This window comes from Candidatus Eremiobacteraceae bacterium (genome assembly GCA_035295225.1).
In the GTDB taxonomy this organism is placed as follows: Bacteria; Vulcanimicrobiota; Vulcanimicrobiia; order Eremiobacterales; family Eremiobacteraceae; genus JABCYQ01.
Map to the genome: position 1 here is coordinate 20,673 of DATGJI010000015.1, position 15,398 is coordinate 36,070.

12 protein-coding genes are annotated in these 15,398 nt (G+C 62.7%); 1 reads left to right on the plus strand and 11 read right to left on the minus strand.

Going from position 1 to position 15,398, the window contains the following annotated elements; genetic code table 11:
* Positions 1–8 precede the first annotated feature (8 nt).
* The 10 genes from VKT51_01840 to VKT51_01885 form a co-directional block, all read right to left on the minus strand.
* Entirely contained in the window at positions 9–2,627 is a 2,619-nt protein-coding gene (locus VKT51_01840; protein ID HLJ82901.1) for a zinc-dependent metalloprotease, read from the minus strand.
* A 60-nt stretch (positions 2,628–2,687) separates the two neighbouring features.
* Entirely contained in the window at positions 2,688–4,154 is a 1,467-nt protein-coding gene (locus tag VKT51_01845; GenBank protein HLJ82902.1) for a sialidase family protein, read from the minus strand.
* Positions 4,155–4,203: 49 nt separating this feature from the next.
* On the minus strand, positions 4,204–5,790 hold the full coding sequence (locus VKT51_01850) for a hypothetical protein (protein HLJ82903.1): 1,587 nt from the start codon (positions 5,788–5,790) through the stop codon (positions 4,204–4,206).
* Positions 5,763–7,271 carry a hypothetical protein gene (locus tag VKT51_01855; GenBank protein HLJ82904.1) on the minus strand — a complete coding sequence of 503 codons (1,509 nt, stop codon included), beginning with the start codon at positions 7,269–7,271 and terminating at the stop codon, positions 5,763–5,765. Before VKT51_01855 ends, VKT51_01850 begins: the two co-directional genes overlap by 28 nt.
* Before the next feature lie 146 nt (positions 7,272–7,417).
* Positions 7,418–8,248, minus strand: a complete 831-nt coding sequence (locus VKT51_01860) for an aldo/keto reductase (protein HLJ82905.1) — start codon at positions 8,246–8,248, stop codon at positions 7,418–7,420.
* Positions 8,235–9,347: an aminotransferase class I/II-fold pyridoxal phosphate-dependent enzyme gene (locus VKT51_01865; GenBank protein HLJ82906.1), complete on the minus strand. Its 1,113-nt coding sequence runs from the start codon at positions 9,345–9,347 to the stop codon at positions 8,235–8,237. The genes VKT51_01860 and VKT51_01865 overlap by 14 nt, the downstream gene beginning before the upstream one ends.
* Positions 9,348–9,363: 16 nt before the next feature.
* Positions 9,364–9,813 carry a VOC family protein gene (locus VKT51_01870; GenBank protein HLJ82907.1) on the minus strand — a complete coding sequence of 150 codons (450 nt, stop codon included), beginning with the start codon at positions 9,811–9,813 and terminating at the stop codon, positions 9,364–9,366.
* A 41-nt stretch (positions 9,814–9,854) separates the two neighbouring features.
* Positions 9,855–10,337: an SRPBCC family protein gene (locus tag VKT51_01875; GenBank protein ID HLJ82908.1), complete on the minus strand. Its 483-nt coding sequence runs from the start codon at positions 10,335–10,337 to the stop codon at positions 9,855–9,857.
* A gap of 21 nt (positions 10,338–10,358) precedes the next feature.
* Complete coding sequence (locus VKT51_01880) at positions 10,359–10,997, minus strand: DUF899 family protein (GenBank protein HLJ82909.1); 639 nt, start codon at positions 10,995–10,997, stop codon at positions 10,359–10,361.
* Between the two features lie 99 nt (positions 10,998–11,096).
* Positions 11,097–12,500, minus strand: coding sequence for an FAD-binding oxidoreductase (locus VKT51_01885; protein HLJ82910.1), 1,404 nt, complete (start codon positions 12,498–12,500; stop codon positions 11,097–11,099).
* Between the two features lie 189 nt (positions 12,501–12,689).
* On the opposite strand from VKT51_01885, the gene VKT51_01890 reads away from it, so the two are divergent.
* The gene (locus VKT51_01890) at positions 12,690–14,672 is read left to right on the plus strand and encodes a M48 family metalloprotease (protein ID HLJ82911.1); all 1,983 of its coding nucleotides are present in this window, start codon (positions 12,690–12,692) and stop codon (positions 14,670–14,672) included.
* Here the strand turns inward: VKT51_01890 and VKT51_01895 are convergent.
* A partial coding sequence (locus VKT51_01895) for an FAD-dependent oxidoreductase (protein HLJ82912.1) occupies positions 14,669–15,398 on the minus strand: 730 nt, incomplete at its 5' end. The genes VKT51_01890 and VKT51_01895 overlap by 4 nt on opposite strands.

Genomic DNA, 15,398 nt, shown 5'->3' on the forward strand with positions numbered 1-15,398 from the left:
AATGACGTTTAAATCGGCTTGAGCGGGATGACCTGGCGAGCGTCAAGGGCACGGGAAACGACATCCGCTAGACTTTCCAGGTGCGCGCGCGTGAGTTCATCGAGTCCCGAACGCGACGTGGCCGAGCGGAGTTCATCGCGAAGCCCGACGAGTTCGTGACGCGCAAGCGCTTGCGCGTCGTACGGCGTCCCCTCGGGCGGCGTGAGCCAAAGCATCGCGAGCATGCGAGCGTACCATTGCTGCAACGAACGATGGATGACGCCCGTCGACCCGACGCGGGAAGACCCGAGATCTCCGTAGACCGATGCCTGAGTCCAATCGAAGAGGTCGGAAAGGGTCATCGTCGTTCCCGCTTTCGCCTTGAGCGGAAGATCATCGAGGCGCTGCAGCATGAGGGGTTGGAACATCGTCGCCAACGTGCGACGCTGCAGCGATGTGACGGCTTCGACGACGGGCTCGTCGTGGCGCCGCGGCGGATTGTAAGCCCATTGCCCGCCCTGTTGCGTTTCCCATTCGCTATAGACGAGCCGGTTGAGCGTCGACGGTGAGAAATGCCAAGCGTCGTCCGAGAACAGATAACGATCGAGCAGGTCGTACGCGCGTCGCTCGTCCGATCGAGCGACTTGGGCCAACGGCGCCGCAGCACCCGGATCGCCCGCGTGCGATCGCGAGAGGTACTCTCCCGCGATGAAGTGCTCCGGCTGCGTCGCGATGAGGTTGACGTACCCGAACGCATACTCAAACGCCGCCCGCTCGTCGTCGAAACTCCGGCCCGGCTTCGGCCACGTCGCGTCCAACTTATCGAGGACCTGATGAGCCAAGTGAAGTTGCGAAGCATACCATGTGAGCGGATCGTTCGTAAGGTCCCACTGCGCCACGCGCGGGTCCACGGCGTGCGCGTCGGCGTACGAAACGTCTTCGTCGCTCGCGAACCTGAGTGAAGGGTTCGTCCACGATTGCGCCCAGCGGTTGAGTACCGGAACCTCATCTTGCGGCGTTCTTGCACCCGGAACCCTCGCGTAACCCCAGTGGATCACGTAGTAATCGTACGGCCCCAAGACCGTCTGCCAGTACGTTCCCTGGGGTTCTCCGATCGGCCAGAGATTTAGCGGCGCATATTCCATCACCGATGAGGCCACGCCGTAGCGCGACGTGAACGACTTGCTGTGCAGCTGCTTCGCACTGAATGCGAGCGATCCGATGAAGTTGTGCTGCAGACCCATGCCGTGCCCGGACTCGTGCACGATGAACGACTCGAGAAGTTCGTCGTTGAATTCAGTCAGTGCAGCGCCCGTCAGAGGACGTCCCATCACGTCCAGCGCCACCTTGCCGTATCCGGCCTGCAGGCGCTTCCCGACGGCGTATTCGCGCTCCATAGCTGGAAATTGAATGCCCGCGCTGCCCGCGACCGGATCGACGAACATCTGCGCCGTGACGTTGGAGAATTGCAGCACGTCAGCGTCGATGACGATATTGGTCCGGAACATTTGTCCGGTCCGCGGATCGAAGACCGGGTTCTCGGCTGCGTAGCCCCCCGAATTCGACTCGGTCATCCAGATCACGGTGTTGTAGCGGATGTCGTCGGGATCCCAGTTCGGATCATCCGGCTGGTCCTTGACCTGCACGGCGTCGCTGATCCCGATCTTCTCGAACGCCGCATTCCATGTCAGCAGCGAACGCCGCACCGCATCGCGGTATGCCGTCGGAATCGTGTTGGACAAATAGTAGACCATCGGGTGCTTCGCCGGCGAGAGCGGCTTCGAAGGATCGGATGGCTGCATGTTCCATCGAACGACGTAGCGTACGATGCGCGACGCGTGGACGTCGTTGCCGTAGTCGAGGTAGGCCGCATCGAAGAACCCCACGCGGTCATCGGCGAGCCGCGGCATGTAGTCGCCATCGTTCGGCGGTTGCGCGAAATTGTAGACGACGCGAATCCGCAAGCTGCGCGGGTCCGGAACGTTATCGATCGTGTTGGGAGAGTCTGTCGCCCATGTCTGGTCCGCATCGACGATGATGTTCTGAGGAAACGCCTTCGTCGGGCCGAACAGCGTGCGGTCGGTATCCAAGTGGTACGCGTGATCCGGATCGTCCGGTCCTGTGATCTGCTTCAATTGCGCGGCGATGTTGTCCACGTCGCCGAGCAGAAACGACGCATCGAAGATCACGCGACCCGTTGCGCTATCCTCGGCGACGATCGGAGCGACCGCGACGGGCGAGTCGGCAAAGGTCTGATCCACCGCGCGCTTCGCCGCGTCGTTTCCCGACGCGAGGAAATAGGTGTTCGGCCAGGTCGCGACGATCTTGTCATCGCTGCGCGTGAATCGGATGATACGCGCATACGAGCCGATGCCGCCGGGGATGAAGTTGTAGCCGCCTAGGCCGTTCGCCGTTTCGGCCGTCTGCACAAAATCTTGCCCCAACTGCGCCGCGGCTATGTCGATGTAGACCTTACCGTCCTTGCGGATGACGTTGAAAAGTCCGTTTTGGACCGATGCCCCGTCGACGAACTTCGCATACGCAGCCGGTCCGGTGTCTCCCGATGCGTCGTCGGCAAAAGCCGCCGCCTCCGTCAGCACCGCCATCAGCGAACAGCAAGCCAATGCAAACAAGACGCGTGTGATCATGCGTGTCACTCCTCTTACATGCGCCGCGGCGCGCGTGCTATCTCTTGAAGCGCGCGCCGGCTAGCGCCCCTCTTTTTCAGCGCGCCGCTGAGCTTTCGGCGGCAGCGGACGCCAGTGATACCGGAACCGCGGATCCAGGTAAGCGCGATCGTTCGCCGCCGTCAGCTGCGGGCCGAACAGCGGAATGGAAAGGCCGCCCGCCGGCGCGTACATCGCTTCGTCGAAGAGGCCGCCGGACGGTTTATCGGCGACAGCGAAAACGCTGTAGGCCAGGTCGTGCACAAACGCAGTCGCGATGTAGTCGGCTACCATCAGTCCGTTCTGACTGTTGGCAAGCCACCGCACATTCATCGGCCCCGCCAAGACCTGAGCGGTGTTCCAACTCTTACCGCCGTTGTGCGACGAGACAAACCCGACGCCGAGCTGGCATGACGTCATCGTGCAGTTCGATTTCGAGAAAAAGTAAAATGTCAACCCGATGCCGGCGTTCGCACCGGACGTCGCCGGTTGAATGCCGATGCCGGGAATGAAATGGTCGACGCTGCTCGTCACCGCGTCGATCGGAACACGAGCAGGCGCGGTCCACGTCTTGCCGTCCGCGGACGTCGTGTATACGATATCGTTCTCCGCGCAGTTGCGGCGGAAGCGACAGTCCGGCCAGGCGACATAGATCCTTCCGGACGCATCTTGCGCGGCGCTCGGCAGCGGACTCGATCGCAGTCCGGCAGCTTCCGCGTGGAAGAACTCGGATGTGACCGTCTGCGCGCCGCCCCAGTGTTTGCCGCCGTCGGTCGACCTGAACGCAACGATGCCGTTGAAGCCCTCGAAGGGAACCACGACGTTTCCGTTGGGGAGGACCAGCGGCTGACCGCCCAAGCCTCCGTCTTGATTTGCCGTGGGCAACGGCCCGGACCAGGTCGCACCGCCGTCGCGTGACGTGTCCATGAAGACCTCGTCACCGGCGAACGGTTCATCCCACTCGGCATAGCAGTTGCCGTAAAATCTACTCGTGGTCCAATCGTCGCAGACGACCCACGGCTTGTCGGCCGACTGAGAACGCGGCGCGATGCCGACCGGCTTGGCCCACGCCTTGCCGTCGGGCGAACGGCTTATCAGGATCGCGGGCGACGTCGGCCGCGTGTTCGAGAGCGGCAGCGAGGCGATCATCCACACCGCGTGCGCTGCATCGTAGCCGACCGAAGGATCGCTCACTGCGTCGAACCGGTTGGACGGGTTCTGCGCCTTCGTTATGCCCGGCAGAAAACCAAAGCCCCACGTCATCCCGCCATCGGACGACGTCGCGTAACCGATGTCGGCCGATCCGCCGGGCACGACGCGTCCGGTTTGAAACGCGCTGACGATCGTGTCGCCGAACGAAAACGTATCGGGCTCGACTTCGGTCCGGTGTTGGCTCGCAGCGTTGGTGAACGGATCGCTTGAGACTCTGACGAGCGTCGCCGCAGAACTTATCGTGGAACTGAACGTGAAGACCAGGGCTGTCGCTACGACGGAAGCCAGCGTTTGCATGGCCGACCTTTCCCGATGCGTCCGGCCGACCCCTGATTTCCGCGCTATCTTAATGAAGCGCGGAATCATACCAGCGTTCTAGATCGGCTCTGAATTGCGCCAGCGCGGGCTCGTGCAGATAGACCATGTGTCCTGACTCGTAGAAACCATATGTGATGTTCGCGCGCAGCGACGGGTCGAGATTCATGTGCGTCAGCGCGTATTGCGTTCCGAAGAACGGCGTCGCCATATCGTAGTAACCGTTCGCAGAAAACACTCGCAGGTGCGGGTTTTGCGTCATAGCATCGTGCAGATCGGGCAGCACGTCCGCGATGGATTCCTTGTTGCCGTCGATCGTATGCGTTAAATCCCACGCGCTGTTGACGGCGAAGCTCAGCTGATCGTAGATCAGGTCGGTCTGATAGTGCAGTCCGGAGCGGACGTAGTCGTTGAGCGCCGTGACTTCCGCGTTCGTGCTCGTCGGATCGTAATCGGGCGTGTCGCCGACGGCTTTGTTGTCAATGCCTAAGAACCGGCCGTCGAGGCGTCCGACCGTCCGATTATCCGCTCGCAGCAGCTCTTTTTCGAACTCTCCCGGTTCCACGCGCAGGTCGGCGTTGCGGATGAATCGTTCGCTTAGGCCGGTGAACGCGTGCATTTTTCGGACGACGTCATCCCGCTCCGAAGCGCTCAGCGTGGAGCCCTGCAGCAAAGCATCCGCGTATTCGCCGATCGCGAAGTCGCGCGCCGATTGGACGAACGGCGCGAGCTGCGCCGGCCGGTTCGGGATCTTGTTATGATACCAGGCGATGGCCGATTCCGTGGGCAGATATCCGATATACAGCGAGTCCAACCCGTCGCCATCGATAAAACCCGTGGCGAAGTTCAGGGCCGAGGAGAGCAGGATGACGCCGTTGAGGTCGTTGCCGTCCTGCTGCAGCAGATTCGCGAGGACCGCCGACCTCGTCGTGCCGTACGACTCGCCGAACAGGAATTTTGGCGAGTTCCACCGCCCGTTCTGTCCGAGGTAGCGCTCCACGAATTCCTTGAACGCCGTACCGTCTTGGTCGACGCCGTAGAAGTCCTCAGGCTTCGCGGATGGTGCCAAGCGGCTGAATCCCGTGCCGGGCGCATCTACAAACACCATGTCGGTCTTGTCGAGCAAGCTGTATTGGTTGTCCACGAGTTGATACGGCGACGGCTGCGTGTGTTGGCCATCGGCCGTCAGGACCCGCTTCGGACCGAACGAGCCCATGTGCAAGAAGACCGATGCCGAGCCCGGGCCGCCGTTGTAAAAAAACGTGACGGGTCGCCTGCTCAGATCTGCGACTCCGTCAGCCGTGTAGCCGACGTAGAACATCGTGCAGGTCGTGTTGCCCTGAGCGTCCTTCAACGCGATGGTTCCGGCCGTCGCCGTATATGGGATCGCTTTGCCGTCGAGCGTTATCGTCTGATGGACCGACGAATCTCCCGGCGCTCCGCTTTGCGGAGCGCTCGCCGGTTGCGCGGATTGCGCCGACGGCGTGCCTGCAGCCCGAGAAGGCGCTGCCGAGACAAGAACCACTGAGAACGCGAGGGCGGCGAGAACCGCTTTCATCTTCTTCTGCTCCATGTCGTTCAGGCCGCCGCTCATCGTGCGAGCACCGAGTCGTACCATTTGCCAAGATCGGCGCGGAATTGCTGCAGAGCCGAGTCGCGCAGATAGACCATGTGGCCGGATTCATAGAAACCGTAGCTCAGATTGCCGCGCAGCGTCGGATCGAGTTCCATGTGATCGAGCAGATATTGCGTGGCGAAGAACGGCGTGGCCATGTCGAAGTAACCGTTCGCCGAGAACACACGCAGGTGCGGGTTTTGCGTCATGGCGTCGTGCAGATCTTGGATCACGTCCGGGAACGGGAGTTGGTTCCCGTCGATGTTATGCGAATAGTCCCAATTCGGTCCGCCGACGATATCGTACGCGGTAGGCCGATAGATCAGCTCGGTCTTGTACTTGAGCGAATCTCGGACGTAGTCGTTGAAGAGCGACGTGTACGCCGACGCGACCGCCACATCGGACGCGTCGTAGTCCGGGCCGTCTCCCGTCGCCTTGCCGTCGATGCCGATGAAACGGCCGTCGAGCCGTCCTGTGGTGCGATTCTGATCGCGCATCAACTCTTTTTCAAATTCTCCCGGCTCGATTCGCAAGTCCGCCTGAAGGAAATATTGCGGGCTGATGCCGGTATACGTGTAGAGCTGATATGCGATCCGGTTCCGCGACGTCTCGGAGAGATTCGAGCCTTGGAGCAGCGCACGCGCGTAATCGCCGATCGCGAACCGGCGGGCGGACGCCACGAATGCTGCCAGGTCGGCCGGGCGCCGCGGCAATTTGTTATGGTACCACGCGAGCGCGGCTTCGGTCGGCAGGTAGCCGTAATACTCGATGTCGATGCCGTCGCCTCCGCCGAACGACGCGTAGTTCAGCGCCGACGAGAGCAAGACGACGCCGTTGAGATCCACACCGTCCTGTTGCAGCAGATTCGCGAGCACCGCAGAGCGCGTGGTGCCGTACGACTCGCCGAATAAGAACTTCGGCGAATTCCACCTGTGGTTGTTCGTGAGGTACCGCTCGATGAATTGCTTGAACGCGCGCGCATCTTCATCTACGCCATAGAAATCCTTGCCCTTTGCGGTGAGCGCGACACGGCTGAAGCCGGTCCCCGGCGCATCGATAAAGACAAGGTCTGATTTATCCAACAGACTGTATTGGTTGTCCGACAACCGGTAAGGCGCAGGCGGCGCGTGCACCGCGTTCGGTATCTGCACACGTTTCGGCGCGAACGAACCCATGCGCAGCCAGATCGTGGACGATCCCGGGCCGCCGTTGTAAAAGAACGTCACCGGACGCCTGCTGAGATCCGACACGCCGTCGGCAGTGAACGCCGTATAGAACATGCTGCACGTGGGTGTACCGGCAGCGTTTACCAGCGTGATAGTTCCCGCTGTCGCAGCGTATGCGAACGAGCGGCCGGAAAGGGAGATGGAGGCATGTGTCGTCGAGTCCTTGGATGGCGGGAGCGCCGGCGGCGCGGCGGCTCGCACCGGAGCCGAACTGAAAATGGCGAAGGTCAGGACAAATACGGCGAGCGCTGTTCTCACGTTCACTCCATGGTAGGATGCCGTGCGGACGGTTGGCGGCGGTCGGCCTTCGAACTTTTCGCCGAGCGGACCTCTGCTCGCGCGTCCGCGCCAAATCATTCCCGATTGTTGTGCGGTATTGCAACCGTCACCCAGCAAAGGGCGCGTCAGTTCGTCGGCAGCGCACCGACGCGGCGGCGTTTCGGATGCGCGGCGTCGATCGCCGCGATTTCATCTTCATCCAACGTGAGGGCCGCCGCGGCGGCGTTCGCCGCCACGTGCTCGATGCGCGATGCTTTGGGAATCGCGAAGACGCGCTCGTCCCTGATGAGAAACGCAAGCGCCACGGCTTGCGCGCTCACGCCGCGCGTGGCCGCGATCTGCGCGACGGCTGCATACCGCTTCTTCTTCGCGTCGAGCGTCGGTTTGCCGAGCGGCGTGTATGCGACGATCGCGGCGCCGTTTTCGCGTGCCCACGGCAGCTCGTGATCCTCGATGGTGCGCTCTTCGAGATTATAGAGGACTTGATCGCAAGCGATCGCGTTCGATCGCAGCGCCGCTGCGGCTTCCCGCAAATCCCACGGATCGAGATTGCTGACGCCGAGCGAGCGGATCTTCCCTGATTCGACGAGCCGTTCAAGCGCCGCCATCGTCTCCTCGATCGGCACGCTGCCGCGCCAATGCAGCAAGTAGCAGTCGAGATAGTCCGTCCGCATTCGCCGCAGCGAGCGTTCGCATGCGCGGATGACGCCCTTCGCATCGGCGTTCTGAGGCAGCACTTTCGAGACGAGGAACAGATCTGCACGCGGCACGCCTGCGATCGCCTCGCCGACGATCTCTTCAGAGCGTCCGTCACCGTACATCTCAGCCGTGTCGATGTGGGTGAGGCCGAGCGCGATCCCGTGGCGCAGCGCATCGCGGTCAGGCAGCGGCCACGTCCCCTGACCTATCACGGAGACGAGCGGCCCGCCGGAACCGAATCGCTTACGAGCGACCATTGACGTAACCCTCGAGTCGCGCAAGGCAGCCCGGTAGATCGCGGCGGCCGAAGCCGATCCGAAAGTGGCTGTCGCCGAATTCCAGCTCGGCGCTCGGAAGCAGCAGAACTCCGCACGCGCGCACGACGCGCTCGCAGAATGCAGCCGTGCCCTCCGGCGCGAGATAACGCACGAGTCCGACCGTTCCCGCTCGCGGGCGTTGCCAAGCGAAGAGGTCGGCTCGGCGCTCGAGAAACGCTTCGACGAGTCGAAGATTCTCGATGATGATCTCAAGGTTTCGGCGGTGCAGCTCCGCGCGATGACGCAGCGCTATGCCGGCGAGGAACTCATCGGTCGCACCGTTGCAGAGGCTCAGGTAATCCTTGAGGCGCATCATCTTCGCGAGCAGCGCGCGGTCGTGACTGACGGCCCACCCGACCCGCACGCCCGGCAGTCCAAACGTCTTGGAAAGCCCGCCGATGGAGACCGCTCGTTCGTACAGCCCTGCTGCTCCGGGCAGTCGCTGTGCCGCATCCTGTTCGATGAAGCGGAATATCTCATCGCAGAAAAGGTAGATACCGCGCGAGCTCACGATCGACACCATCTCGTCCAGCGCGGCCCTGCTCATGAGATATCCGGTCGGATTGTGCGGAGCCGTCAGCATGACTGCACGCGTGTTCGGTTGGATCGCGGTCCGAAGGAACTCAATATCCAGCTCCCAGCCGCGCCGTTCGTCGCCGCCCCACAGCGTCAATTCGCAGCCGATGCTCTTGGCGACTTCGTAGTGCGACTGGTAACACGGATATTGGACGATGACGTGATCGCCTGGGTTCAGCGCGCACAGCATGAACGCGTAGATCGCTTCTGAACTTCCCGCGTGCAGCAAGACGTCGTCCGGCGCAACCCCATCGAAGAGCGCAGCAACGCACTCGCGGATAGAGAGCGAACCGTTGGGTTCGACATATCCCAGGCGTAAGGCGCGCAACGCCTTCTCGGCCTCGGGCTCGAGCTGAAGCAGCTCTTCGAGCGACAGCGCCTCGCAATCCGACGCGCACAGAAGATAGGGCGCGGTGAATTCATAGCGCGCGAAATACCGCTCTAGCTTGAACGGCGAAAGCATCACGGCGCGGCCGGCGTCATTCGCCGCCCGCGTGCGGACGGCGCGCGCACAACTCCAGCCGCGTTCCCGCCGCGTCTTCAAAGAACAGCGCCGGGTATGTCTCCATCTCAGCGGACGGCTCGACGCGAACCGCGCCGATCGACGCGAGCTCGCGTTGCCACATGTCGAGATCAGCGCGAGATGCGACGCGGAACGCGACGCGTGTTGCCGTCGGCCGCGTCGCGAGATCCTCGATCACCCCGATGAAGAATGCAGCCGTGCCGATCTTTGGCTCTTCATAATATTCTGCGGCGTTGTAGGGCCTCTCGTCGTTTGGCTCGTGCCACTCGCCGCCGGCGTCTACGTGCGCGAACCGCTTGCGCGTGAGCCCGAGTTTCGGAAGAAAGTCGTCATAGAAGGCTTCGACGGCGGGTAGCGACCTCACCCGAAGATCGATATGGTCGAAACCGAGAAATCCGTTGGACATCGCCGCCTCCCGCACAGTGAACGCTCACTTGCGGCCGTTTTTTACGCCGAACGTCGAGCGACCTCGCGCCGCAATCCGGCCTCACCTTTGCGCATGGACCACTCGTGGTTCCAGCCAAGCAGCGGCCGTAAAACCGGCGAGAGGAATCTCAGCCAAGGTTTCTCGAGCCTGACTTGCCACTGATATTCGGCATCGACGCCGCCGTCACGCGATGACAGCCGCCAAATGCCGCGCCCCACGAGATCGCCGGTTGAATCAAGCGTGGATCCGAACGGGTAACGCTGATCGACGACCGTGTACGTAAAGCGAAGGGTGTACGGCAATCGCGCACGACACGTGCACTTCGCCACCTGCCCCAAGGCATGTTCGCCGCCGGCAACCACGATGCTGACGGACTTGAAGAGCTCCGGCCACCAGCGAGGCAACGACGCCGTGTCCTCAAGAACGTCGGCGACCTCGGTCAGGCTGGCGTCGTCGATTCGCCACCGGCTCAAGAAATCGTAGCGCTCGCCGGGCGCAGTCATGTTGTCGCGCGCGGCTCCGCTCTAGGAATAACGATAGCTCGGGAACCAATTGCCTCGACCGCTCGGCAGCAGATCGAACAGATTCCAGACCGGCGACAAGAGGTCGATGCCGCGGTACGTAGCCTTCTTCAACAGCGCGAATTTCTGATACTGATGGCGGATGACTCCCTTCCTATCTTTCGTGAAGATGCTGATCGTGGGCCACTGGTCGCCATCCGAGTCCTCGGCCTCGAAGTCGCGATTGAAGGTCGTGCCGTAGCTCGATAAGAGACGGATGTTCTTCCAACCGCGGCTCTTACCCCATTTCTTGAATTTCGCGATCGGCGCTTTGGCGACGAGCACGAAGTTCGCGCGATCGCGCACGTGCGGCGCCACTGCGTCGTAGCCGTCGGCCCACATGTTGCACATGCGGCACGGCTTCGCGTCCTTCGGCGCGAACATGAAATGGTAGACGATCAATTCTTTCTGGCCGCGTTGGAAAAGTTCCGACAGCCGCACCTTGCGGCGACCGTCATCGAACACATAATCTTCCTTCACGATTTCGCCGGGGGGCAGCGCCCGTCTCATCGCGGCGACCTTCTCGGCGTGATCGCGCAAGGCGATCTCTTCTTTGAGGAGAGCGCGCAGAGATTTCGCGCGCTTGGCGGACTTTGCTGGCATTATGCTCTCTCCGCAATTCGAAGGGGCCGACGCCTGTCGGCCCGCCGCGATTTGAAGGGGCCGACGCCAGTCGGCCCGCAAGCGTTGCCATTCGAGGTCTTATTTGTCCTCCAGGCCCGAGGGCGCCAAACGCGCGAGGCGAACGGCGAGCCACGATGGCGAACGGCCTGCCATCTCGGCTTCTTCCTTGGCAAGCACGGCCTGGCGCACCACGTGGGCCCCGACATAGCGGATCGGTTCGGGCGGAAACGCTTTCGTCCGGCGGTTCACGAGTCCGCTCGAACTCCACTCATCCTTTCTCCCGAGAGCACGGCTTGCCAGGATCTTTCCGCCGACCACACTCGGACCGACGCCGTTGCCGCTCCAGCCGATACCGAAATGAACCGCATCGCTCGATCCGAGCGTTCCGATGACCGGCAGACCATCCATCGAGCGATCGATCGATCCGCACCAGTCGTGGGTGATGGGCACGTCCGCGAGCATGGGATAACAGCGACGAAAATCGCGGGTGACGAGCGCGGCTCGCTCGCGATCGCGATCGAAGCGCGGACCGATCCGATCGCCATAGACCAGTCCCCAGCCGCCTTTCCCGAAGACGATCCGGCCATCGCGCGACGTTCGATAATAGCAGACCATCATCTGCGAGTCGGCGATGCATTCCCCGCCCGTCCAGCCGATTTCGGCGAGCCGCGTCGGAATGGGTGCGGTCGCGACGATGTCGCTCGAGATGACCGCAATCGATCGCTTGAGCTCGGGGATGCCGATCGCCCACGCATTCGTGGCAAGCACGATCGCGTTCGCCGCGATCGTGCCCTCAGCCGTCTCGACGACGAGCGGGTGCGATCGTGAAAACCGTTCGACCGCGGTGTGCTCGAACAGCCGTATCCCTTTCTCGATCGCGACGCGGCGCATTCCGCGCACGAGCGCGGCTGGCTGCACGGTCGCCGCGCCGCGCTCGAGCACGCCCGCGCGGTGCACCGCCGATCCGGAGCGCGACGCGACGTCGCTCGGATCCAGTCGCACGAACGTACCCGGCGAAAGGGTTTCGGACAACGCAAGGACAGCTTCCCACGAATGCTCTTGTGCTGCGCTCGTCGCCGTCCATAACCAGCCGGCTTGCGTGAAGTGCGCGTCGATGCCGTGCTGCCGGCAAAACGATCCGATGTATTCGATGGCGTCTTCCGACGCGCGCACGAGCCGGGCGGCTTCGTCAGCGCCTGCCGCCTTGACGAGTGACGGATATTTCGGCCACCACGAGAGCACGAAGCCGCCATTGCGGCCCGATGCGCCGCCGCCGCATATGTCGCGGTCCAGTACGGCGACGCAGCAGTCTGGTTCAAGCTCTTTGATGCGCAGCGCCGTCCACAGACCGACAAACCCGCCGCCGACGATCGCGACGTCGACGACAGAGCGCCCCGCGAGCGGCGGCGCGTCGGGCTCGTCGCCCAGCGATGATTCGAGCCACAGCGACCGATGCGGCCGCTGTGACTCGACCTTACGCATTCCTCCGCCGGACGGAGATACGCAAAATGGCGCGTCGACCGCTTTCCGGCGGTTCGAGCACCAAACGCTCGCCGATCTTGAAATCGTAGAAATGACGGTCGGCCATGCGCCGCAGTTACAGATGCGGTGCGGGGCTGACCTCTATGAGTGGGGGGCGCCGGGGCCCTTCTGCGCCAATTCCCAGCATAAATGCGTTATCCTGATATGACCGGCATGCACGTCATCTGGCGCCCCGCGCGCGCAATCGCACTGATATTGGTCCTCCTCTTGCAATTCGAAGGCAGCCCCGTCCTCGCTATGTCAACGAGCAAGGAAATCGCTCAGGGCGCGCGCGAGAATCAGGAGATCGACGCGCAAAGCGTCATCATCAAGGACCCGTTCATCACATCTTGGGTGAATCAGATAGGTTCGAAACTCGCGCAGTATCGCATGCGCCGCGACATCACGTTCCGATTTACGGTGATCCAAGACGAGAGCATCAACGCCTTCGCCATCAAGGGCGGATGGGTCCATGTGAATATGGGTCTCTTGAATTTCGTGACGTCGGACGATCAGCTCGCGGGCACGCTCGGCCACGAAATGGGTCACGTCGAGCTTCATCACGTCACGAAAGCCGATAACGTCAATTCGATCATCTCGATCATCGAAGGCATTCTCTCGATAGTCTCGGGACCCGCCGCTGTTCTCGGCAGCATCGGCGGTGAACTTGCGTCGGATAAGTACTCGCGCGGTGACGAGCTCGCGGCGGATCACTACGGACTCACGTTGATGACGAAGGCGGGCTACGACTCGCATTCGGTCGTCGACACCATGCTCGATCTTGGCACGCAAGATCCGGGGCCCGACAGCCGCACGGATAAGGCGTTCTTAGACCACCCCGTGCCTGCCGATCGTGTCTCGCATCTGCTGGGATACGCGGAGCTCGATCGACCGAGCGCAAGCGTCTTAGTAGCCCGAGCCGCGCACGACGAACTCGAAGGCCGTTATTCGTACGCGCGCTCCGAACTGCAACTCGCCGCGGCGCTCGATCCGAGCGCGCAAGCCAATGAACTCACCCAGAGCGCCAACTACGCCCTGCGCAGCGCGGGTGCGCTCGCTGCGCCGGACAGCCGCCTTTCCGCGCCGATCATCACGCCGGCCGATCCAAAACGGATCGCCGCCGCAGCTGCGCTCGTCGCCGCTCAACGTGCTGCCGACGCGGCGCTTCCCGACATCAAGAAGCAAGCCGGCGACGGAGATCAGGAACTCAACTCGGTCGAGCAGCAGCTGCAACGACTTTCCAATGCCGTCGGTGCGTTCCGGCTCGACGATACTCAGGCGAGCCCCGCGGCCTCGGCGCCGCCGGCCGCCGGATCGCCGCCCGGCGGGCCGCCGCCCGTGCTTGTCTCGCTCAACCGCGACTTATCAGCGGTCGGGAACCTCACATCGGACGTCTTCGGATCAGCGCCTGGTCTCGTCGCAGGCAATCAGCAGCAATTGAACGATATGCTCGCGCCCTTGCACGAACCGGACTCGCTGACGCCGTCATACGCCAGTCTCCTGCAGTACTATCCGGCGATGACGACCGGTCTTTCGTCATCGACGACTGCGCTCGTGCAATCCGTGAGCGATAGCCGGGCTGCGGTCGCACAACTCGAGAATTCGCTCATCGGTTTGCGCAGCGTGATCGGGGACTATGCCCCGAACGGCCAGCCCGCCGCGTCGCCTTCTCCTCAGACACACGGCCAACGCGTGCCGCCGATCCTCGTGCAGCTGGCAAGCGCGGCAGCAAGCGCGCGAGTCGTCGCCGAGCGTGCCTCGGACGAGATGTACGCTGCGCAGACCGCCCAGCTATCCGCGCAACTGACGATGCTCGACCTTTTCTCATCCCCCGAGCGCTTCAACGCATATCGGTCGGCGGTCGCCTATCGCTTCCCAGGCGTCACCCTTCCAACGTACGCGGACGCGCTTGCCTCCGGTTTTTCTCCCGGCGATCTCGGCTGCGCGGCGTGGCTCGCCTTTGAGACGCAATCGTCGACCACGGCGGTCATGGGAAGCTTGCGAACATCCGCGGAGACCTGCGAAGCCGCTGCCGCCGACAAACATCTGCTGGCCGAATCCATGGAGATCGCCGAGGGACTCCTCTACGAGGATTACATCGAGGTGCCGCTCACCAAACCCGTCGGGACTTAGGGAGCGAACCGTCGCGGCGACAGGAAGTCGATGTTGAGACGCGGCGCTCTTTCGGCGAGCAGATCGGCGACGAGTTCGCCGACGACGCTCGCGAACTTGAAACCGTGACCGGAAAACCCGCCGGCGACGATCACCCGGTCGTCGTACGGGTGCGCGCCGATGGCGAAATGTTCATCCGGCGTGAGCGAGTACATGCACGCGCTGGCGCCGATGAATTCTCCCGCCGCTCCGGGCATCCAGGCATTGAGGGCGCGCGCGATCGGGTCCGTATCGTTCTTCGTCACAGTCCTATCAAGGTCGTCCGGCGCCGTGAACGGCCCGACCGAATGAAATGCGGCTTTCACTCCATCGCCGAGATCCGGTACGCCGTAGAGCGGATTTGGGAGTTCGGGTCGATCGAGCAGAAACGCGGGGCACCGATCGGGTGAGAAGCCCGGCGCATTCGGCCGAAACCACGCTTGGACGTTGCGTTGAACGCGCAGCGGCACGCCGGTTGCTTCGGCCATCAAAGAGAGCCACGGCCCCATCGTCAGCGCGATGCGCCGCGCGCTCACGTCGACACCGCCGCCCAAGCTCACTCGAAGCACCTGCGAACCCGAGCCGCTCCAGTCCACGACGTTGACGCCGAACCGCAGCTCGGCGCCCGCGTCGACAGCGGTTCCAAGAAACGCGTGCACCGCTCGCTCGGGAAAGACGACGCCGCCGGCGCGTTCGAAAACACCGACC